The sequence below is a fragment of the Serratia aquatilis genome (genome assembly GCF_044865145.1).
Lineage (GTDB): Bacteria > Pseudomonadota > Gammaproteobacteria > Enterobacterales > Enterobacteriaceae > Chania > Chania aquatilis.
In genome coordinates this window covers 4,558,803-4,580,232 of sequence record NZ_CP173186.1, presented here as the reverse complement: position 1 = coordinate 4,580,232, position 21,430 = coordinate 4,558,803, and the positions used below count along the sequence as shown (strand labels likewise).

21 protein-coding genes, 1 tRNA gene and 3 pseudogenes are annotated in these 21,430 nt (G+C 47.6%); 9 read left to right on the top strand and 16 right to left on the bottom strand.

The window, feature by feature from the left end:
* Positions 1-35 precede the first annotated feature (35 nt).
* Entirely contained in the window at positions 36-749 is a 714-nt protein-coding gene (gene deoC / locus SAQUA_RS20715; RefSeq protein WP_380679684.1) for a deoxyribose-phosphate aldolase, read from the bottom strand.
* A 283-nt stretch (positions 750-1,032) separates the two neighbouring features.
* Here deoC and SAQUA_RS20710 point away from each other — a divergent pair.
* Both SAQUA_RS20710 and SAQUA_RS20705 read left to right on the top strand, forming a co-directional pair.
* A tRNA-Leu gene (locus SAQUA_RS20710) sits at positions 1,033-1,117 on the top strand.
* A 161-nt stretch (positions 1,118-1,278) separates the two neighbouring features.
* Entirely contained in the window at positions 1,279-2,547 is a 1,269-nt protein-coding gene (locus tag SAQUA_RS20705) for a tyrosine-type recombinase/integrase (RefSeq protein WP_380679687.1), read from the top strand.
* A 94-nt stretch (positions 2,548-2,641) separates the two neighbouring features.
* Here SAQUA_RS20705 and SAQUA_RS20700 read toward each other — a convergent pair whose 3' ends face one another.
* From SAQUA_RS20700 to SAQUA_RS20670, 7 genes are all read right to left on the bottom strand, one after another.
* Complete coding sequence (locus SAQUA_RS20700; protein WP_380679690.1) at positions 2,642-4,921, bottom strand: AAA family ATPase; 2,280 nt, start codon at positions 4,919-4,921, stop codon at positions 2,642-2,644.
* 423 nt (positions 4,922-5,344) lie between these two features.
* On the bottom strand, positions 5,345-5,929 hold the full coding sequence (locus tag SAQUA_RS20695) for a phage polarity suppression protein (protein ID WP_380679693.1): 585 nt from the start codon (positions 5,927-5,929) through the stop codon (positions 5,345-5,347).
* 23 nt (positions 5,930-5,952) lie between these two features.
* Positions 5,953-6,189: an ogr/Delta-like zinc finger family protein gene (locus tag SAQUA_RS20690; RefSeq protein ID WP_404413221.1), complete on the bottom strand. Its 237-nt coding sequence runs from the start codon at positions 6,187-6,189 to the stop codon at positions 5,953-5,955.
* A 20-nt stretch (positions 6,190-6,209) separates the two neighbouring features.
* Complete coding sequence (locus tag SAQUA_RS20685) at positions 6,210-6,383, bottom strand: ogr/Delta-like zinc finger family protein (RefSeq protein WP_380679699.1); 174 nt, start codon at positions 6,381-6,383, stop codon at positions 6,210-6,212.
* 46 nt (positions 6,384-6,429) lie between these two features.
* Complete coding sequence (locus SAQUA_RS20680; protein ID WP_404413097.1) at positions 6,430-6,609, bottom strand: ogr/Delta-like zinc finger family protein; 180 nt, start codon at positions 6,607-6,609, stop codon at positions 6,430-6,432.
* Positions 6,602-7,120, bottom strand: a complete 519-nt coding sequence (locus SAQUA_RS20675; RefSeq protein ID WP_380679705.1) for a hypothetical protein — start codon at positions 7,118-7,120, stop codon at positions 6,602-6,604. Before SAQUA_RS20675 ends, SAQUA_RS20680 begins: the two co-directional genes overlap by 8 nt.
* A gap of 201 nt (positions 7,121-7,321) precedes the next feature.
* A complete protein-coding gene (locus SAQUA_RS20670; RefSeq protein WP_404413090.1) occupies positions 7,322-8,449 on the bottom strand; it encodes an ISAs1 family transposase in 1,128 nt (375 codons plus the stop codon).
* Positions 8,450-8,734: 285 nt separating this feature from the next.
* Between SAQUA_RS20670 and SAQUA_RS20665 the strand changes: the two genes are divergently transcribed.
* Both SAQUA_RS20665 and SAQUA_RS20660 read left to right on the top strand, forming a co-directional pair.
* The gene (locus SAQUA_RS20665; protein WP_380678839.1) at positions 8,735-9,040 is read left to right on the top strand and encodes a helix-turn-helix transcriptional regulator; all 306 of its coding nucleotides are present in this window, start codon (positions 8,735-8,737) and stop codon (positions 9,038-9,040) included.
* Between the two features lie 4 nt (positions 9,041-9,044).
* Positions 9,045-10,379, top strand: a complete 1,335-nt coding sequence (locus SAQUA_RS20660; protein ID WP_380678841.1) for a type II toxin-antitoxin system HipA family toxin — start codon at positions 9,045-9,047, stop codon at positions 10,377-10,379.
* A 79-nt stretch (positions 10,380-10,458) separates the two neighbouring features.
* On the opposite strand, the gene SAQUA_RS20655 is transcribed toward SAQUA_RS20660, so the two are convergent.
* The gene (locus SAQUA_RS20655) at positions 10,459-11,544 is read right to left on the bottom strand and encodes a helicase RepA family protein (RefSeq protein WP_380678924.1); all 1,086 of its coding nucleotides are present in this window, start codon (positions 11,542-11,544) and stop codon (positions 10,459-10,461) included.
* Positions 11,545-11,655: 111 nt separating this feature from the next.
* Positions 11,656-11,949: pseudogene (locus SAQUA_RS20650) on the bottom strand (toprim domain-containing protein); the annotation flags it as partial.
* Positions 11,950-12,792: 843 nt separating this feature from the next.
* Here SAQUA_RS20650 and SAQUA_RS20645 point away from each other — a divergent pair.
* The 5 genes and pseudogenes from SAQUA_RS20645 to SAQUA_RS20625 form a co-directional block, all read left to right on the top strand.
* A complete protein-coding gene (locus SAQUA_RS20645) occupies positions 12,793-13,152 on the top strand; it encodes a type II toxin-antitoxin system RelE/ParE family toxin (RefSeq protein WP_380678843.1) in 360 nt (119 codons plus the stop codon).
* Positions 13,136-13,459, top strand: a complete 324-nt coding sequence (locus SAQUA_RS20640; protein ID WP_380678845.1) for a helix-turn-helix domain-containing protein — start codon at positions 13,136-13,138, stop codon at positions 13,457-13,459. The genes SAQUA_RS20645 and SAQUA_RS20640 overlap by 17 nt, the downstream gene beginning before the upstream one ends.
* Positions 13,460-14,282: 823 nt before the next feature.
* The gene (locus SAQUA_RS20635; protein ID WP_380678847.1) at positions 14,283-14,564 is read left to right on the top strand and encodes a CopG family ribbon-helix-helix protein; all 282 of its coding nucleotides are present in this window, start codon (positions 14,283-14,285) and stop codon (positions 14,562-14,564) included.
* Positions 14,564-14,839, top strand: coding sequence for a type II toxin-antitoxin system RelE/ParE family toxin (locus SAQUA_RS20630; RefSeq protein WP_380678849.1), 276 nt, complete (start codon positions 14,564-14,566; stop codon positions 14,837-14,839). Before SAQUA_RS20635 ends, SAQUA_RS20630 begins: the two co-directional genes overlap by 1 nt.
* 167 nt (positions 14,840-15,006) lie before the next feature.
* A pseudogene (locus tag SAQUA_RS20625) lies at positions 15,007-15,166 on the top strand (Arm DNA-binding domain-containing protein); the annotation flags it as partial.
* A gap of 2 nt (positions 15,167-15,168) precedes the next feature.
* Here the strand turns inward: SAQUA_RS20625 and SAQUA_RS20620 are convergent.
* From SAQUA_RS20620 to SAQUA_RS20595, 6 genes and pseudogenes are all read right to left on the bottom strand, one after another.
* Positions 15,169-15,299 (bottom strand): annotated as a pseudogene (locus SAQUA_RS20620) (MFS transporter); the annotation flags it as partial.
* A 254-nt stretch (positions 15,300-15,553) separates the two neighbouring features.
* Positions 15,554-16,300 carry an SAM-dependent methyltransferase gene (locus SAQUA_RS20615; RefSeq protein ID WP_380678851.1) on the bottom strand — a complete coding sequence of 249 codons (747 nt, stop codon included), beginning with the start codon at positions 16,298-16,300 and terminating at the stop codon, positions 15,554-15,556.
* Positions 16,300-16,494, bottom strand: a complete 195-nt coding sequence (locus tag SAQUA_RS20610) for a hypothetical protein (protein WP_380678853.1) — start codon at positions 16,492-16,494, stop codon at positions 16,300-16,302. The genes SAQUA_RS20615 and SAQUA_RS20610 overlap by 1 nt, the downstream gene beginning before the upstream one ends.
* A gap of 10 nt (positions 16,495-16,504) precedes the next feature.
* Positions 16,505-16,762, bottom strand: a complete 258-nt coding sequence (locus tag SAQUA_RS20605) for a YjhX family toxin (protein ID WP_380678855.1) — start codon at positions 16,760-16,762, stop codon at positions 16,505-16,507.
* 422 nt (positions 16,763-17,184) lie between these two features.
* The gene (locus tag SAQUA_RS20600; protein ID WP_380678857.1) at positions 17,185-20,271 is read right to left on the bottom strand and encodes an efflux RND transporter permease subunit; all 3,087 of its coding nucleotides are present in this window, start codon (positions 20,269-20,271) and stop codon (positions 17,185-17,187) included.
* Positions 20,268-21,404 (bottom strand): efflux RND transporter periplasmic adaptor subunit, encoded by a 1,137-nt coding sequence (locus SAQUA_RS20595; protein ID WP_380678859.1) that lies wholly within the window; start codon positions 21,402-21,404, stop codon positions 20,268-20,270. Before SAQUA_RS20595 ends, SAQUA_RS20600 begins: the two co-directional genes overlap by 4 nt.
* Between the last annotated feature and the right edge of the window lie 26 nt (positions 21,405-21,430).

The window sequence follows — 21,430 nt, the reverse complement described above, 5'->3', positions numbered from 1 at the left end:
GAAGCGTTACGCTGGTGCGTTAAGGGCATCGCGTATCAGTTATTGTTCAGTTCCGGGAACAGGCTTGGGTCTTGCTCCAACTGCTCCAGTAATTTTTGAGTAGCGCTGGCGCTCATACCGAAGCGGCGCACGCCCAAGCGATAAAGCGCCCGAACCGTATCCAGATCGCGAATGCCACCCGCTCCTTTAATCTGGATGCGGCCACGTAACTGATCGGCAATGATTGCTACCTTCTCTTCCGTGGCACCGGTCGGCGCCCAACCGGTGGAGGTTTTCACCCAGGCCATACCGACTTCTACTGCGATATCACAGACTTTGCGGATCTGTTGTTCATTGAGGTAGTGGGTTTCCAGAATGACTTTGGCGGGAATGGGAGCAGCCGCTTCAACCACACGGCGCAGATCTTCGCGCACATAGTCATAATCGCCGGACAGCACCTTGCCGATATTTACCACCATGTCCACTTCGCGAGCACCATCAGCAATCAACTGACGAACCTCTTGCACTTTGGTATCTGTAGCGTGGCCGCCCCCGGGGAAGCCAACCGGACCGCCGATCATCACGTCCGCACGGCCTTGTTCCGGCAGCAGAGTACTGAGCAAGCGCGTCCAGCAGGGCAGCACGTGCACGGAGATGATGCGGTAGCGGCTGGCCAACTCGGCGCAGTGGCGGACATCAGCTTCGGTGTTGGCAGCCTGCACTGCGCTGAGATCGATAAGCCTGGCCATGCGCCTTGTAGTTTCATTCATTTTTAATTCCTCTCTTTTGCTTTCATTTAAATTTATTTTTGCACCTTACTCGCTTTCATATGCAATTAAAAACGCAGATTGCTGCAAATGTGATCCGTTTTGCAGTTTTCACCAACGCGGTGGGGATGAAAGTGGGTAAGGTAGGGCAAGAAATAAGCGGGTAATGATGGGAAAATAGACGTGTGACGTTTTTTTCAACATTCAATTCATTGAATGCTTGATAAGTGTTGCACGAGGGAAGCTGGCAGGTATAATGCCCACGTTTTCCGCATACTACTTCAGTGCCGAAGTGGCGAAATCGGTAGACGCAGTTGATTCAAAATCAACCGCCGCAAGGTGTGCCGGTTCGAGTCCGGCCTTCGGCACCATTAAGTAGTTCGAGAACGTCCGTAACAGTCCGTAAGTTACTAAAAAGAAAGCCGAAAGGCTTTTTTTTTGTCCTAAAGAGTCCGAGCACATCCGTTGCAATCCGGCTACCACTGGGGGCATAATTAGGGGCATTAAACTTCGATTAGAAATATGCCCCCAAATGAAGCTCAACGCCAGACAGGTCGAGACCGCCAAGCCTAAAGACAAAACCTACAAATTGGCCGATGGTGGTGGTTTGTATCTTGAGGTTTCGGCAAAAGGCTCTAAATATTGGCGTATGAAATACAGACGTCCCTCCGATAAAAAAGAGGATCGGCTAGCATTTGGTGTCTGGCCGACCGTGACGCTTGCAGAAGCAAGGGCAAAACGGGATGAAGCCAAAAAGCTGTTAGTGCAGGGTATCGACCCAAAAGTCGACAAGAAGGAAGCTCAGGCCGAGAATGCTGGAGCATATACTTTCGAAACCATCGCTCGCGAATGGCATGACAGCAATAAGCGCTGGAGCGAAGACCATCGATCGCGTGTTCTCCGTTATCTAGAGCTTTATATCTTTCCTCATATCGGTTCGTCTGATATTCGCCAGCTCAAAACCAGCCACCTTTTAGCCCCGATTAAAAAAGTTGATGCAAGTGGTAAGCATGATGTCGCGCAACGTCTTCAGCAACGTGTCACAGCAATTATGCGTTATGCCGTCCAGAATGATTACATCGACTCTAACCCGGCTAGTGATATGGCTGGGGCGCTATCCACAACTAAAGTGCGACATTACCCCGCGCTACCTTCTAGCCGTTTCCCTGAGTTTCTCACCCGTCTCGCTGCATTTCGTGGTCGTATGATGACGCGGATTGCGGTCGAGCTTTCCTTGCTAACTTTCGTGCGCTCAAGTGAATTACGTTTTGCACGTTGGGATGAGTTCGATTTCGATAAAGCTATATGGCGCATTCCGGCAAAACGAGAAGAAATTAAAGGTGTGCGTTATTCATATCGCGGTATGAAGATGAAAGAGGAGCATATTGTTCCGTTAAGTCGTCAGGCACTGGTTTTGTTGGAACAGCTAAAACAGATTAGTGGTGATAAAGAGCTGCTTTTCCCTGGAGATCATGATGCAACAAAGGTCATGAGTGAAAATACAGTAAATAGTGCATTGCGCGCGATGGGCTACGACACGAAAACCGAGGTCTGCGGGCATGGATTTAGAACTATGGCGCGTGGTGCTTTAGGTGAGTCGGGATTATGGAGCGACGATGCGATAGAACGCCAACTTAGTCATTCGGAGCGTAATAATGTTCGTGCGGCTTATATTCACACCTCCGAACATTTGGAAGAGCGTCGTTTGATGGTGCAGTGGTGGGCTGATTATTTGGATATAAATCGAACGCAATATACGACACCTTATGACTTTGCAAAACAAGAAAAGCCACAGAATTGATATTCTGGTAATACATAACTATGCTTATAGGAAGAAACCATCCACTATCTTTAATGGATGGTTTAAGTTCAATTACGGTTAGTTTGAGTTTGTTTTATATTACTTCTACATTCTGTTCATCATTTGCACTTTGCTTTACATCGATATCATCATCATTAGGTAGGGCTTTATAATGTTCTCCCATCATCATTTTGTAATGGGCAATATTATCGCTATATTCAAATATTTTTTGAAAGATAGTAAGGTTTTTACTTACAGAGTTGTGATCTAGAGTAATATAAAGATCGTCGTTTGAGTGGTGTGAACCATCATTAATCCATGAGATTAATGAGTTGAATGCTATTTTTTCGTCACCTTCAAAATGTGACTCGAGCTTCCAAACATTAAATCCTCCTAAAATTTTGAAGTAATTTTCAAGGATTCTTCTCATTGTATTTTGTATTGTTATGCAATTTATATCTGGGCGTCTTATCTCGCTCCATAATAAATCATATGAAGTTTTAATAGGATTACAAGCATGACTTTCAATGAAGGATAGCTTATCTTTTTTTCTAATAACCCAGAATGTTTCATCAGATCGAGCAGCATCCAAATTTCTATCCATATCGAAAGTCAATTCTTTATGGAAGTAAATGTTATGGGTCAGGAAAAAGACTTGTTTTATACGGCTGTTATTGGTTCTGATATCCTTTATAATTTTTTTCATTAACGAGCTTACTATAAAAAGAATATCACTATCTAAACTTGATATCGGGTCATCAAAGACAACTACTCTATCATTCATTATTCCGGATGCTGAGTTGCTTCCTTTTATGAGATTGTAAAAATAGAGGAAGGTAATAAAAGTTTTTTCACCCTCACTTAGTGTATTGAGAGCATTATCACCATTTTCGCGTACTACTTTATAGCTAAACGAATCAGGGGTGGGTGCAAGGCTAAAATTTTTGAAGCCAAATGATAGAAGGATCCTATTTATAGCAATAATTGTTGGAGTGACGCTAGTTTTTTTGGATTCTTCACTGCGTATTTTTTCAATGATATTATTCAATCTGATCTGATCTTTTTCTAAGCCTTTAATTAACCCTTCTCTTGCGCGGTTTAGCTTGCTTTTTTCAGTGTTATATTTATTTATTGCATCACTTAGTTCAGTTTTAACTATGTAATGCCATATTTCTTTGGTGAGTTTTTCCCTTTCAATTTTTCTGTTATTATATAATTCATTGTTATAAAATATTTTTTTGTTAGCTATTAGGATAACATCTAATAATTCTTCAGCAAGCTCACCAAGGTCTATCATAATGGCTGGTGTGCTTAGTTCAACTGATTTTCTTTTTGCTTCATCTATGTTTTTTGATATTGTCGATAAGATTAATTTAGAACGTGTATTAAATAGTTCCAAATCAAGAAATGCATAGTTTTCTGAATTTATTCTTGCAACATAATTATCGAGTGAATTATATTCATAAATGTAATTATTTAGTAGTGTATTAATGCTTTCTATTTTTCCTAGATATCTTGTATCAAAGTAGTTTTCTAAATCAGCTTTTAAGCTGTGTGGAGTGTCTTGTTGACAGAATGGGCATTTTGTTTCAAGTTTATCATGGTATTTAATCCCTTCCTTGACCCAGTCACTGTTATCCAATTGTTTTATTATTTCGGCAACGCTTGCATCTTCTTTTCCTAGTATTTTTTCTTCCCATATGTCATCATTAACAATCTTTTCAATATTACTAAGGTTTGGTAATGGGATTGTTTTATGAGCTATTAATGAATCTGAATAAACACTGTTTGCTTTTGATATGAGGTCTGGCAACTGATGTAATTCCACATCTTTTGTAAATAACTCTTCTAGAACCTTTGACTTGAATTTTTCTTGGTTATTTCTTAAGCCCTCGAATGCTTTGTAAAAGTAGTCATCGTGTTTTTTCTTTTGACTCCAACAGTCATTCTTAAACTCTAATTCTATTTTTTCAAGTTTTTGGTAGATGCCAAGGTTTACGCTATCATTATTATCTAAATTTCTTTTCTTGGAGTCTATTGAGCTTTGCTCTTTATCTCTTTGCTGTATAAGCTGGCTTATGTTATCTGTGAGATCTTTTGTTTCTTCACCTAAAGTAAATACTCCTTGAATACTATCTCCTGAGAAATTATTTACTACAAAATCTCTATTGTAAACATAAGTAGTTAATTTGTTATTATTTTTCCATTTTATATTACAAGTTGGAAAGTGTGATTCATTATGGATTATTTTACTAATTGTAGTTTTTCCTGCACCATTTGATCCATAGATATAATTTATTTTTACTAGTGGCATCAAATTTTGAACGTCATTTCCATATGAGCCAGCTTGAGAAACACTTATAGACTCTATCATTATTTTTTTATCCTTTAGCCGTGCGTGAAGGGACTTTAGTCACAGACCACTATTACAGAACATAAATTTGTTTCAAGGTATGATTTTATACAGTTGTGAATACATACAGCGATAATCACAAGAGGTTCAGGAGCTTTAAGTTTTTGCATGTGGATAATCAACTTTTAAAGCATACCTTTAGCTTCAGGATGAATGAGAGAACATCTAAGGAAGAACGCACTAACTCTGCGCTAATAAAGCTAAATTATTTACATGCACGCGCAATGCTATCCCCGCCACGCCTGCCCGCTTCATTGGTTGCTTTTAATGCAGTTGCATGGATACGCTAAAGCCGCACCAGGGCTGGCACGGCAGGATAAAAAAATCACGCAATTACCCAGGCAAAACCATGCGCGGTTATGCAGAGGGTAATTGCCCCCATTATTACGAATTTATGGCCGCTTTTTGGCGTTCCAACGCCGATTTTCTTTGGGCGTAAGTATGGGATTGCACCGGCGTATAAAATCGCTGGTTATCATTCATTGCAGTGATGTCAGGATACGGCCCCACAGCGGTGAGAATGTCGCTATCTTCGGCTGTATAGTGAATATCAGGATGTGCTGCCAGATAGACCTGTAACGCCTCCTGAATAAATCCCAACGTCTCGCTCATTATCTCAATACGTTTCGCGCCAGAACTGCGCGCCAGCTTCATCAGTACCGGGGCTAATCCACTTTTCAGCGCCTCCCCATTCAACTGCATAAAGGTGTTGAGCTGCTCCCTCACACTGATGCGCTGAACGCTGTCATGGGCGCGTAAGACCCTCCCAGCAGACAGGGTGATTTCCCATTGCTTGACGTCAATAAATTCTCGCAGATAGCGAAGTTGCACGTCATTATAGGGAGGGCCGTTTTCAAGCAGTTTTGTGAGTTGTGCCTGTGCTTCTTCACGTTGCTCTTTCTTGTGTTTCCATACCGTTTCAGTCGCAAGGTAATTATCGTATGCACTTTGTAATTGAGACGATGACATTATTTCCACTCCGTTAATGAGGGTTATTCCAGACGCATTGAATAGCGTCGCTTAGGCTGTGTGGGTGGTTGGGGGACTGACACCTGAATATCGGCATTCGCCGTTATAGTGGGATCAATCGTTGTCGTAATAAAATGCTCAAAACATTCATAGGTTTTAAATACACATAAACACGCCGGATTAGAGCAGTAGTAATATTTCTCTTTTACATACTCTGATAGCGTGCGTGATGACCGCGTTTTAATCAGGCTATTGCACATCGGACAGGGATACATGATTATCATGATACTGTCCTTTCCGGGATGCGGATAAAAGCCTCTAGCCCTTCAAGCGTTTTAAATGTCATCAAGCAGGTTTTATTCTGACAATAATAATATCTTTCCTTGGTGTTCTCGGTAAGTTCTCGTGAGCTTTTATTGTTTACTTTTATTTTACAGGCAGGGCAAATAAACATGGTGATACCCTTTTTAATCCGTAGAGAAGCAGGACTTCCCGATAGGTTAATGTAATGATGATGGTGTTAAGGGTTCGCGGATAATCCGGTAAACGGTCTCTTTTGTTCGGTAGGTTGCCGAGCATTTAAGATTCCTGCATTGAATATCACTTTCTTTACTGCCATCGGGCAAGTAACGGACCGCATGCGTTAATGCCGAGCTTCGACATAATGGACAATTAATCATGATGAGGACCCCCATTTTTTAATTGTGCCTCACGCTCTCTCAATTCACGAAAAGCAAGACTTCGTGCGCAAGGCGACGAAAGGAATTGTTCATTAACGTATTTTAACGGCGGAGAATAAAGCCCAATCTCGGCTAACTTAGGTTCATTACCCACGCGCAGCGGGTAGAGATCGGCCAATTGTTTAAGGAACGTATTGACCTCGTTAAAGAGGGTTTTCTCTATATCTATGGCATATTCGCTAAACGCCCCGTTTTGTGTGGTGAAGTATTGATCCAACCCCAGCGCATGACGTTTCAACGAGAATGCCCGAACTAAACCGGCTAACAGGGGCAATGCGCGGGTAAATTCCCGATGTGCATAAATGACCAGCGCCTCTTTATGGGCAAGACGTAATTTATTGGCGGACGTGGAACATTCAATTTCTTTACGGTCTTTATTGAGTGCCAACTCGGCAAGCAATCCGTCAAGCTCGCTGGCCAGTTCACGCTGGGCGATACGTTCGATATCCATAAGGCTGAACATATCGAAGAACGTAAGTTGATGCTGCAATGGTGGGCGGATTATCTGGATGCCAACCGCAAGGCGCATGTGGTGCCGTATGAATTTAGAGGTGCATGAGTTTTGATGTGCTGAGTATGCTCAAGCGCTTGTCCACTGACTTACGGAGCCCATAAGCCCTTACCTTCTATGACAGGGCAAACGCATGTATGCTTACTTTTTATCCACCCCATTAATACCTGCCAGTATCACTTGTTCAAGATAATCGCTGTTCATAGCAGCCATCTTCTGTTTACGTCTGATGCTGGCCTTTTTACCGCTCTCTAAACGCAGCATGTTAAGTGCCATATGGCGTACTGTCGCCAAATTTACCGCCCCGTTGTCCCGATAAATCGAACAGTTATCCTCCTTCATCGTGACATCCAACACCCAATGCAGTTGATTTTCAATGCACCAATGGCTTCGCACCGCATTGGCAAATTGAGCCTTGTTTAGCTCCGCTGAACTGATGTAATAACGGTATTCCAGCGACTCTTTGCCCTGTGGGTCGTATCGGTAGCCTATCGCTACACCCAGCGTCGTTAGCCCTTTCCAGATGGGGAACTCACGAGCGACCTCAGTGGCAGGGATAACGTGGTATTCCCGCATTTCTGCACGGCCTCGGTTTTGCTCAACGCAGGCGATATCACTCATGCCGGGCACTACACTACTCAACGCCTTGCGCACCGCCTTGGACAAACGCTCCTGATTACCTTTAACGGCCAGCAGGTAATCGCCGCCTTTTTCGACAATGTGGGCAGCGATAGCGGTTTGACACCCCATGGCGTCAATGGAAATCAGGCAACCACGAATATCCAATAACGCCAATAAGGCGGGGATAGCGGTAATTTCGTTAGACTTGGCATCTGTTTTTACCTGGCCCAAGACCACGCCATTGGCACTGGCAAAGGCACTGACCATATGGAGGGTTGAGGCACGGTCTTCAGGGTTGTAAGACCTCCGCAACACCTTGCCATCAATAGCGATGACAGCCCCGTTACTGAGGGAGCTTACCGCACGCATCCAGTTGATAAAGCTGCATTGAAATTGCTCCGGGTTGAGGCGTGAAATCACTCTGGCAATCGTATCGTCAACGGGCAATCCTGCGGGGAAAAGCCCTCGCTTCTGAAACCATGGGAGATGAGCTTCGCCAAAATCCTCAATATCTTGCCAACCTTCGGCTCCGCCGACCACCGCACAGACTGTCAGAAACAGAATATCGAACAGGGAATAGGCGACCTTGGCCGTCTGCCGGGGATCTTGCAGGTCAGCGAAGTGTTCTGAAAAGGCGTTGATAGACATGGTGATGCTCCCGTAAAAGGGAGTATAAGATCACAGCTTGTACACTCAGTCAAACAGGATAGCCTTGCTCATAAAACGTTCGTGATCTTGCCCTGCCTTCTATGAAGCAATTACTGTTTGTTAAGTTGTGATCAAATTTATTAAGTCATTACATTTTTACACCTTATAAGCTGTTTTATTGTTTTACAGCTTATTTGATGTATTTTGTGTTTACAGCTTATAGAGTGTATTGTTTAAAAACAGCCTATAGTATGTATAAGCGTCTAAAACAATGGTAAGTGCCTTATGAATACTGTTTATCCGTTGAAAACCTTGAATCAGTTGCGTCCATTGCTGATTGGCTTTCGCAAGGCGAATGGACTGACGCAAAAAGAAGTGTCTGAAAGGTTAGGCGTCACACAACAAACCTATGCCCGTCTGGAAGCAAACCCTGCAAGCGCCAGTATTGAGCGCTTGTTTAAGGTGCTTACTTTACTGGGGGTTGAAGTGGTGCTCTCTTCTGGAGCAAGAGGGCTCTTCTCTGCGTCATCTTCAACAATGGAAGGGGTAGAAAAGCCAATAGATTCCCCTGCCCGACGGGAAAAATGGTGATGATATGCGTCGTACACAACAGCGTTTAGCTATATGGATGAATGGGATCCAGGTTGGATTCTGGGAAAAGGTCAGAGGCGAAGATCGGCTGCAATACTTCCCGGAATGGATTGCTGATGAACAGGGCAGACCTTTATCGCTCTCTTTGCTTTTCACTCCCGGCAATCAGCTTTGGCGCGGCAACGTGGTACGCGACTATTTTGATAATTTATTGCCTGACAGCGAAGGTATTCGCAGGCGTTTAGCCATGCGTTACCAGGCAGCAAGCCTTGAGCCTTTTGATCTGTTGGCTGAGTTGGGAAGAGACTGTGTTGGTGCGATACAGTTACTGAATGTTGATAAAGAACCCACAGATTTATTCTCCATAAACTATCGTCCGCTTTCTGATGCAGAGATCGCCACAAGATTGCGTAATACCACAGCAGCTTTGTTACCTGGTCGGCAGGACGATACCGACGATTTGCGCTTATCAATTGCCGGAGCGCAAGAAAAAACGGCTTTACTGTGGCATGAAGAACAATGGTGTTTGCCAGAAGGTAGCACCCCAACGACGCATATTTTCAAGTTACCACTCGGGCTGGTTGGTAATATGAAAGCGAATATGAGTACGTCGGTTGAAAATGAATGGTTATGTTCTTGGATCCTTGAGGAGTTTGGGCTCCCCATGGCAAAAACGCAGATTGCGCAGTTTGAAGAGCAGAAGGTATTGGTTGTTGAGCGTTTTGATAGGAGATGGTCGGGCGATCGGCAATGGATCGTTCGCCTGCCACAAGAGGATATGTGTCAGGCTCTGGGGGTTTCCCCACTACGAAAATATCAGTCTGATGGTGGGCCGGGTATTGCCGATATTATGGCCATACTGAGTCATTCAGACCAGGCTGAACGGGACAAGGCATTGTTCTTTATGGCGCAAATTATTTTCTGGCTGATAGCGGCCACGGATGGGCATGCCAAAAATTTCAGTATCGCTATTGAGCCACAAGGTCGTTATCACCTTACTCCTCTGTATGATGTTTTATCGGCATGGCCAGTCATTGGCCCTGGCAATAACCAGATTTCTTGGCAGAAGTGCAAACTGGCAATGGCAGTCCGTGGTAGCAGTAATTATTACCAGTTGTACAGAATTCAACGGCGGCATTGGATCAAGCAGGGTGAATTAACCGGTCTGGGCAGACGGCAGGTTGAATCCATCATGGATGAAATCATATCCAGAACACCTGTGGTTATTGAACGTGTATCTGCGTTGCTGCCAGAGTCGTTTCCACCAGAGCTTGCGGAATGTATTTTTGATGGTATGCGGCAGCAGTGTGGTCGGTTACAAGAACTGCATCGTAAATAAGAGGAACCATTCGTCCTCCAGGCTGGGCAGTTATAAAACGGTGAGTGAGCAAGGTAAGCGATCATAACGTTTCCCCCACTTAAGGGTGGACCACTTCTTCCCCCACTTTGTTTCGGTGCGGTAACAGTGTGATGTGCTCACCGTCGAATGCGATCAGGCCGTCTTTTTCCAGCTTGTCTAGCCAACGGGCAAACTTCTTGGACACATCAAATCCCATTGCTTTCATATTGTCTCTAACCAGGGCGCGGGTGCAGCTATCGCCGCTGGCCGTGCGTGAACGAATGGCTTGCCACAGGGCGACATGATTTTCCGTCAGCCGAGAAATACCGGCTAAATCGGGATCGTTAGCGACATCATCTTCCCTGACTTCGTGGCCTTCATCGTTTAGTACCAGTGAAGTGATCAGGTCACCGTCATCGTCAACGTACAGGTCGACAGAATTCAGGTCATAGGCGCGTCGTGACGGCTCTTCTGCATCTTTCATTTTGGTGCAACTGAGGATCAACGCGCCGCCATCACCCTCACGGCGCACGTTGAACTCCACATCCAAAGCGGCCCGAAAGGCGCTGGAGCCGCGTGCGCCTTTGTCCTGATCTTTACCTGAGTGGTGAATAATCAACACCGTAGTCTGCGTTGCCGCTTTGATGTAGTCGCACCCTTGAATGAAAGCGCCCATGTCTTTGGCGGCGTTCTCATCTGAAGCGCCGAAACAGCGGGCGAGCGTATCCAGAATGATCAGGCGAATCGGCATACCGGTTGCGGCTTGTATCACCTGTTGCACGCTCTCCGGGCTGGCCGGAAAGATGGGGCAGTCGACGCGATAAAGCGCATCAATTGGGCTACCGCCGTTAATCGTCTGTTCCCATGCCCGGATACGGCGGGGAACGCCGATCCCACCTTCACCGACGACATAAATCACGGCTCCCTGTGTAACCGGTTTGCCAGCCCAGGGTTTGCCGGTGGCGATATGGCATCCCCAAGATACAGCCAGGAAGGATTTATAAGACCCGCTGGCACCGTAAGCACTGGCAACAGACGAACTGGGTAAATAGCCTTTAATCAGGTAATCCTGCCGCGTATCAAAGCCGTCAGAACCTTTACGCAGAGGAAGTGAGGTGTTGAATTCCGGTGCAGTGTAGTCAATGCGGGTAAGAGGTATCGGCATGATATCTGGTTTATAGCGTTGTTGGTTGAAAGCGGTCTTAGTGGCCTCAAGGCCGTCTTGTTGGCGGAAATCATCCCAGTCGCAGAGAGTAGTGGCAGGAGGTAATGAGACCCAGCCATCCACGGCTAGCGCGGCCTTTTCTGCCAGCTCTTTACCGATGTTGGTTGAACCATTGGTGTGAATGTCATGATCGCCCGCCAGAATAATGGTGGCCTCGGGATACTCATTGCGTAAGGCTTTAGCGACATTCATCAGGTTGTTGGCAGAAACCGCCGCGACAACTGCCGCTGTTGTGATCTGGCTGAGAGTAAGGCCGGTAGCGTAACCTTCAGCGATCACGATGGTTTCAGGTGTTTTTGGGAAACTTAGAGTGATAAAAGCCCCTTTTAACTGAGAGCCTGGCATTAGCCGTTTCTCCCTGCTGGCGCTAATCAACTGTGCGCCGGTGAGTTCACCAGATACACGATGCAGCGTTAGCAGAAGGCTATCCCCTCAGGCCGTTGTGGCCTGCCTCGGTATCAGTTCAACTCTCCTGTAAAAAATGGTCAGCCCGACGTAGAACATGTGTGTCAGATGCATGACTTTTGTGTGAAGTTGCGTATCTCTAAGGCTGAAGTGACGCCGCGCACCAAACGCAGCAGGGCAGGCGCTAGCAGATGCCTTTCGGCATAGCAGAGTACAGCCAGCAGCGTTTAATGGACGCTAGAGATTTTGGGTATAGATAACCTGAGTTGCAGCGGGGCAGCCCGGATTAAAGATGTGATGAAAGTGGCGCTTTGGCAGGTCTGGGGCTTAGAAAGCCGTTGCCTGATAATCGCTAGTCGTCACTTGGTTGAAGGCCAATCACAGTATCCTCGGCTGGCAATACTGGCGGCTAAGAAATGCTTGTTGCTAGCCATTTCGCTGGTATAAACGTACCTTCATCGCATTGACTGCGATCCCCGCTTTCAAAGGTTCTGGGGGGAAAGCGTTTCCTTTCAGGTTTCGGTAGCTTGTGGTCGCTTGAAAGCGTCAGTCTCAGACCACACTCCATTCCTTATGACTTTGGGTTTGTGACCACCCGAAGGCGTTTCTTGCAGATCACTTGTATCATCCTGATACTGGAAACATTGGCTGCTGTCATCGACAGCGAAGTAACGTGGATAAAATTACGACAAAGCTTTACTGACTTCAAGTGCTTTGAATCTGTGATTAAAGAGAGTAACCTAGCACTAGGTGCTATACTTAAGGTGACAGGATGTTAGCCTAATGAGTGTATTTAAAACCAAATGGTTCACCAAAGCTGCTAAATCCCATGCTATTAAAGATAGTGAGTTGTGCCGGGCTATTGATGCGGTAATGGAAGGGAAAGCCTACGATCTCGGCGGTGGAGTTTACAAAAAACGCCTGAACCAGAATCGCGATCGCGCCATCATCCTTGCTAAAGGCGGAGATCATTGGTTTTACACGTTTCTTTATGCCAAACAGGACATGGCAAACATCGATGATAGCGAACTGTCTGGATTCCGAGAGTTGGCAAAGCATTATGCTGGCCTTGCTGACGAAAAGATTACGGCATTGATTAAGAATAAAGAACTGGTGGAGATTTGCCATGACCGTAAAAACTAAATTCAAAAGTCCTGCATTTGAAGCAATCCACAGCGCGGCTTCTGGGTTATTCAGCGTTGATGCTATCCCACAGGAAACCATGCGCAACTTTGACAAAACATGCCTCAATAGTGTGGAGGATCTTCAACCCCTTGAGATAAAGGCACTGCGTGAGAAGCTGAACGTCAGCCAACCGGTTTTTGCCAGTTACCTGAATACCAGTGTTTCAACGGTGCAGAAATGGGAAAGCGGCGTCAAGCGCCCTAGTGGGTTATCGCTGAAACTGCTTAGTGTGGTGCAGAAGCATGGGCTGAAGGTGTTGGTTTGATTTAGTTGTATTGACAGGGCACTTGGTGCCAAAAACTGACATTATTAATATATCGATGCATTCATTTACGGGGACAGGTTAGTCGCTCATTTTATATGACATAAGTTATGGAATTTGAATAATAAATTATTTAAGTCTAAAATTAATGCGCATAAAATATTCTAAATATATTACTCTTGGTTCTGGTTATCTTCACGATGTGCAACTTTATGTTGTGTGGATGCTCGAAAATGAAGGTAATTATTGCTTGATATAGTGTAAGCGAACGGCGAACTCGTGTTGTGTGATTAACATAATGTAATAAGTTGGCGGATATTAACTGAAGCTGTTTTCGGCTTAGGGTAATAGCTCGTTGATCCTGCTGTTCGGCCAAGTGGGTAGGGTGATCTTACCCAGCAACAGTTACCCTCGTTGCGTGGCTAAACGTAATGTACCGCTGTACTGAATGTGGACAACTTTGGTACATAGAGTGTTCGCCAGAGCAAACACCCTATCCAGAATTCGCATTGAAGGCTGACAACATCGCGCAGTTGCCTTCAGATACAGAGACAAGGGCTGCCAAACAATATCTTTGCATACTTGCACATGGTGGTTTCGATGCAGAGAAATGCAGAATGGCAGGTTGCCAGAACAATAAGTTGCTTGGGCGCGAGTTATGCCACTTGCATATTCCCTTTCCATAGTGCGGACTGGCAAGTTTACCTACAGGGTACGGGTCAATAGTGAAACCGGGGGCTGAATTGGTAATAATCTCCCGGCCTCAGCGTTGCTTCCCCACATTTGATTGATTATGATTCAGTTTTAATCATAAGGATTTCTCGTTATGGCACAATCACCAACACGCGTTATCACAGCCCATATACCTGTTGAAATGGCAGAGAAGATCGACGAACTGGCTGCTAACTATGATCGTTCCCGTGGCTGGATCGTCAAACAGGCTTTAGCCGCGATTATTGAGCAGGAAGAGAACCGCCATCAAATGATCCTGGAAGGCCTGGCAGATGTGGATGCGGGCAGAGTAGTGGAACAAGCTGATGTCTTAAAATGGGTGAATAGCCTGAACAGTGACACGCCGCTTCCTGTACCACAGTCAGGACAAAAGTAATGCAGGTTGTCTGGTCAGATCATGCGTTGCAGGATTTAGAGCGCTTGCGCGAATTTATTGCCAGCGTCAATCCAGAAGCAGCAGCACAGGTGCTTCAATCACTGGTGCTTGCTCCCGTTAACCTGCTGACGCATTCACGGATGGTGCCTGCACTGGCAAGGTATGAACCACGGGAAGTGCGTCGACTGATCGTCGGTAACTATGAAATGCACTATGAACTCAAGGTTAACGCGCTCTACATCTTACGTGTTTGGCATACGCGAGAAAATCGGTGAAGTTATTCCCTGACATTAACGTCCATATCTTTTTGTTAAATAACATATTTAATACGCCATCGCACTTTCCTGAACCGTCTACTTTATCCACAGTGGTCTTTTTTCGTCCATTGACATCCAGATGATTTGGGGGCAATCCACTTCGATAATGAGTTGCCCCCCAATATATGGCCCTGACAGACGTAGCTAGCCGCCATGCCTCGCGAGAAAGCCTACAAACTCGCAGATGCGCATGACCTGTATCTTTTGGTAAATCCTAACGGCTCTAAGCGCTGGTATCTCAAGTACCGTTTTGCCGGTAAGGAGAGCCGGATTGCTTTTGGTGCCTAGACCAGGCCGACGTCGGTATAGTTAACGCCAATGGTTTCAGTTAGCCAAAGCGACAGATAGGGATAGCAGCACTCCCAGCCAATGAAGAAAACAGGAAGGACAGGCAGCTGTTAGAGTAATTTTTATTCATAATACCCTCGTTTCCTCATACGGGAAGCTTGATGTAGAGACACGTGCAACGTTATCGTCTCGCGTTACTGGCGTGAGCAGCTTCACAATATGTGGGGGAAGGGAATAGATTTTCGGAGTGTGCTTTCTCTCTGAGAAATAGTGAGGTGGGGGGAGCTGTGGGGGAAGTGGCATAATGACCGTAAGGTATTAAGCCAGCCATTATTTTTGTCGGAATGGCGGCACAGCCCTTTGGGCTATACCGCCTGCTCCAGTCTATCGAGCCATTAACGCAAATACGCCCCAGCCAAAGTATTTTCGTGTGTACATGACGTGGCGTTTGGGTGCTATCGTCAGCTCCGCTCGAACCTCATGCGCAAAGTCATCGTCAGGGTTTTCCTCAAGCCAGCGCCGCATCGTCATCCACTTCGCGGCTTCGTATCGATCCCAGCCTTCCTGGTCCGCCAGCACCATTTCTACAAGGTCATACCCCTGTTCATCGAAAGAAGCGACAAGGTCGGGCAGGGTGAGAAAATCGGCCACGGATGAGACGCCGCAGGCCTGGGCAATCTCCTCGGTCGCAGGGACCAGACGCCAGTAGGGTTCACCGATGAGCATCATTCCGCCGGGCTTAAGGCTCTTTGTCAGCAGTTCCATCGTCCCGGCTACGCCGCCCGCAATCCAGGTCGCGCCGACACACGCCGCTACGTCGCATTTTTCGTCCGCGACGTAACCAGCCGCATCGTTATGCATAAAATGCACGCGTTCGCTGACGCCGAGCTCGTCTGCGCGCAGCTTTGCCTGCGCGGTAAAGAGCGGGCTCATGTCGATGCCGGTGCCGGTAATGCCATGATCGCGCGCCCAGGTACAGAGCATCTCACCTGAGCCGCTGCCCAAATCGAGAATGCGGGTGCCTGGCTTCATGCGTAACACCTGGCCCAGCGTGGCGTACTTTTCCGGCGTGAATGGGTTATGAATGCGGTGTTCGCTTTCGCTAATGGTAAAAATGCGTGGGATATCCATTAATTAATTCCTTTTTTAAATTGCATACTTAGGGGGCTCCCTTCCGGAGATTTTGATTTTTCAGCCAACTGGGCAAAGAGTTTGCCTTCATCAAGCATGCGCTGGCTGAAGGCCGGCCCGTCCCAGGGGATTTTGCTTTCATCCGCTGACAGTAGCGGGCAACCGGGTGAAGAAATAAAGGTGCCGATATTCATAAAGCTCTCCTTAACGGTTATCGGGCTGGGCGCGAACGTTGTTTAGCCCGGTAGTGTTAATGTGGTAGGGCTGACCGTTGACGGACTTGATCAGCTTTTTGGTTTTGAGTTTTTTGAAGACGGCGAGCGTGCAGTCGGTGAGCAACAGCCCTTCGCGGCTGTAGCATTCAACGGATGTGACGCGGTTGGAGGTATCGCGGACATGCGCAATACGTCCACCTTTGGCGAGAACGTGTAAGGTACGTTGTTCCTGACGGGATAAATTCATACTGGAAAACCTGTTTAATCATCATGTGCAAAACGTGCAAACACACAGCGGTGTCCGCATTCGATTTCGGCGCATTGATAATCAGTCCGGCCTGAAAGGTCGGGAAACTGATTATCGGATGATTACATTCTCCAGCATCAAAGCCTCGGGTAGAGTTGAAAGGTATTTACGAAGTGAATGATAACACCTGATCTTTGTAAGTGAATACCGAAAGATGAAAAGTGTGATCCCGATGGGGGCCTGTAAAGGCTCCCTCATTGAATCCCCGCTTGGCAGCGAGTGTTGGCGTGATTGGGTTCAAGAGATCCTGGAGCTATAACTACCCCATTAGCATCATGCAAGCTGGGGGTGGTTTTAGTTCTGCTAGCGGATTGAAACTCTTGGGTCTGAGCGGGCCATTCAATGACCCGCTTTCATCCCCGCTAAGACGGCTTTTTAATGAATTTGCGGTAACACCACTGGCTAAAGTCATCAACGTATAAAAATATCGCCGGGATCACCAGCAGGCTCAGCACTGTTGAGGTCAACAAGCCGCCAATCACGGCAATTGCCATCGGTGAACGGAAGCTGGGGTCGGCATTGCCTAGCCCTATTGCAATTGGCAACATACCTGCCCCCATGGCAACAGTGGTCATGATGATAGGGCGCGCACGTTTATGGCAGGCATCCATCAGTGCCTCTTGGCGCGGTTTGGCAGCCACGGCTGGCCGCCCGTCGCTGCCATCATTGCCACGCCGCGCAACAATGGCGTACTCCACCAGCAAAATAGAGTTCTTTGTGGCAATCCCCATCAGCATAATCAACCCAATCAGCGAAGGCATTGACAAGCTTTGCCCAGCGACTAACAGGCCGACGAAGGCTCCACCTAAAGAGAAAGGCAGTGCGGCAAGGATGGTCACCGGGTGTAGGAAATGTTTGAACAACAGCACTAATACAATGTAAATACAGAGAATACCGATCAGCATGGCCAACCCAAAGCTGGCAAAGAGTTCGCTCATGGTTTCAGCATCGCCTACTTCTACCACTCTCACCCCGGCAGGCAAATTCTGTATTGAGGGCAGTTTTTTAACTTCACTTACCACGGTACCTAATGGAACATTGGAAAGTTCTATCTCCAGATTGATATTGCGCGAGCGATCGTAGCGGTTGATCACCGCAGGCCCGCTTGCGATCGCGATATCTGCAACCTGGCTGAGCATCACCGGGCCTTTAGTGCCGGGGATAATAAGACGTTTTAATGTTTCGATATCTTGCCGCGCTGCATCATCCAGTTTCACCACGATGTCCAGTTGCCTTTGGGGCAAATTCAGCTTTGGCAACGACATGTCATAGTCCCCCAACGTGGCGACCCGCAGCGTTTCTCCGATAGCGGCACTGCTGACCCCCAGATCGGCTGCGCGGGCAAAGTCAGGACGAATGACCACTTCAGGCCGGACAAGGCTGGCGGTAGAAGCGATATTTCCCAACCCTGGAATAGTGCGTAAATCGCGCAGCACCGCCTGTTGGGCGGAAGCCAGACTGCGCGGATCTTCGCCACTGAGCACCAGAACATATTTCTCTCCAGATGCACCTAGGCCCACTTTGGTTCGCACCCCGGGCAGTTGTGCCAATAGATTGCGGATGCGTGCTTCAATATGTTGTTTACGTTCCCTCTCATTGCGCGCAATGAGCTGGATGGTCAAGGTCGCATTACGCGGCTCAACCAGGGCAGAGGAGAAGGGATCACTTCCCGCACTTCCGGCGCCAATAGTGGTATAGATGCTGCGTATTTCAGGTACCTGGAGGAGCAACTGACGAGCCTGTTCAGCCATCGCTTCAGTCTGGGTTAACGTCGATCCTGGCGGCAGCTCAACAGACACTTGAGTTTGCGAGTTATCATCTGGCGGCATAAATCCAGAGGGTAGCAGGGGGATCAACATCAGCGATGCAATAAAGAATAGCCCGACAGAAAGCAGCGTTTTGACCTTATGATGAGTACACCAGTTGACGATGCGTAAATAGCGGGTGAGCCAGGCCGGATCGCGATCGCCTCCCACTATAGGCTTGAGCATATAAGCGGCCATCATTGGCGTAAGAATGCGCGCAACGACCAGCGAAGCAAAAACTGCGATCGACGCCGTCCAACCAAACTCTTTGAAAAATTTGCCTGCAATACCGCTCATAAACGCCGTAGGAAGGAAAACGGCGATCAGTGTAAAAGTGGTCGCAATCACTGCTAAGCCAATCTCATCAGCGGCTTCTATCGCAGCTTCATAGGGGGATTTACCACTGCGCAGGTGGCGCACGATGTTTTCGATCTCGACAATCGCGTCATCAACCAGAACCCCGATCACCAACGACAGTGCCAGCAGACTGATCACATTGATAGAAAACCCCAGCAAGGCCATACCAAAAAAGGCCGGGATCACTGACATGGGCAGTGCCATTGCCGAAATAAAAGTAGCCCGCCATTCGCGTAGGAAAAACCAGACGACCAACACCGCCAACAACGCGCCTTCATACAGCAGATTGAGTGATGAGTTGTACTCCGCTTTGACTGGGCTGACGAAGTCAAATGCTTGGGTGAAAATCAGATGTGGGTATTTTGCCTTAATTTTTTCCAAAGCTTTTTCCACGGCGTCGCCAACTTCTACCTCGCTCTCCCCGCGGCTACGCACGATCTCAAATCCAACGACTGGCTTACCGTCAACAAAGGCAGAAGCGCGGACTTCAGCCACAGAATCTGTGACAGTAGCGAGTTGATCAAGGCTAACGTAACGCCCATCGATAAGCGGGATCTGTAGTGCAGCGATCTCTTTGGCGGAGTGCTGCCCTCCTAGGGTGCGGATAGTCTGTTCGCTGTTGCCAAGCTCGGCTCGTCCACTGGGGGCATCCTGCTGCACTAAACGCAATTGTTGCGAGATTTGTGCCGCGCTCAGACCCAGGCTTTGTAGCTTTAACGGATCGAGCACGACCTGGACCTGACGATTGACGCCCCCGACTCGTTTGACGGCCCCGACGCCGCGGATCGCCTGCAAGCTGCGCACCAGCGTGTTATCCACAAACCATGACAGTGCTTCTTCGTCCAAATGTTCTGAGCGCACCGCATAAACCAGCACAGGAGTTCCGGCCAGATTGACGCGTTGTACAACAGGATCACGGACATCGCTGGGTAGATCAGAGCGCACACCCTGAACTGCCGAACGGGTATCATCCACGGCTTCCTGGACTGGTTTCTCCAGTTGAAATTCCAGCGTCATCACAACGCTGCCTTCGGAGATCTTGGTGTAGATGTGTTTTAGCCCCTGCAGGGAAGCAACGGAGTCCTCCAGTTTGCGCGCCACGTCGTTTTCCAACTGTTCAGGCGAAGCGCCCGGCAAGGCGGCGCTGACGGTGACCATGGGTAACTCGATATCTGGAAACTGTTGGATCTTCATGCTACTGAAACTGATGATCCCAGCGACGGTGAGTAGCACAAACAACATAGCTGCGGGGATGGGATTACGTATAGACCAGGTGGAGAGATTCATTGTGCGGCTTCCCCGGTGGGGAGGGGGTTAACGCGCACTCTTTCGCCGTGATTGAGGAAACTGGCACCGCTGGTAACGATGCGCATATCAGGCCGCAGACCGCTGAGGATCTCAAACCGCCCTTGATGTAACTGACCAATTTCGACTTTAATTTCGCTGACGTTGCCCGCTTCATTAACAGCAAAAAGGTAGTGAAATCCTTCACGTGAGACGAGAGCGGATTGTGAAACGGTGAGCGCCGATATATCACCGACGTGGAACGCACCTTGGGCAAACATACCCGCTTTCACCCCGAGCTGTTGTTGCTGCGTTGGGGTGATATCGACATAGACGATGGCGTTGCGTGTTTGCAGATCGAGTGCTGGGGCCAGGGCGCGGATGCGGCCAGTGATCTCGGTTCCTGCTGTGGTGCGCAATACGGCACTCATACCCGGTTTGAGGTAGGGTAATTCTGCTGCGGTCAGTTCTGCGCGCCATTCCAGGCGCTCTTGACGGATCAGCCGAAATAACTCGTTGCCACGGTTGGCGACGTGACCAACAGTTGCGCTTCGCGATGAGATAATACCGTCGTCTGGGGCCAGCACGCGCGTTTTTTCCATCCGCAACCGCTGGTATTGAACTTGCGCTTTAGCTTGTTGGACGCGAGCACGGGCTGTTTTATCGGCGGCGAGATATTGGTCGATCTGCAATTCGCTGAGTGCACCGGTATTCTTCAGTTGGCGCGCGCGTTGTGCATTAGTGCTGGCTTCGTCTTTATTCGCCAGAGCTTCTGCTAAAGCAGCCTCTGCTTGGGCAAGGTCAGCGGCGACGGTTTCGGGATCAAAACGCGCAAGGAGTTGGTCTTTACCAACGCGGTCGCCTACATTGACGTAAATTTCAGCCAGGCGTAAGCCATCTGCCTCACTACTGACAATCGCTTCCTGCCAGGCGGCAATATTACCATTGGCATTGATTTGGCGTGGTAAATTCTGTTGTTGGGGTACTTCGACATTAACGGTAAGTGCAGCCTGTTTCTCTGGGGGAGTATCACTATGGGCTGGTCTGTTTGCACTTACTGTAAAGATAAAATAAATGCTGATACCGATTATAAGGACAACAGAGCTGAGAAAAATCCTATTTTTGTACCACGTCATCTTAATTCTCAACCCAGTGGAGGTGA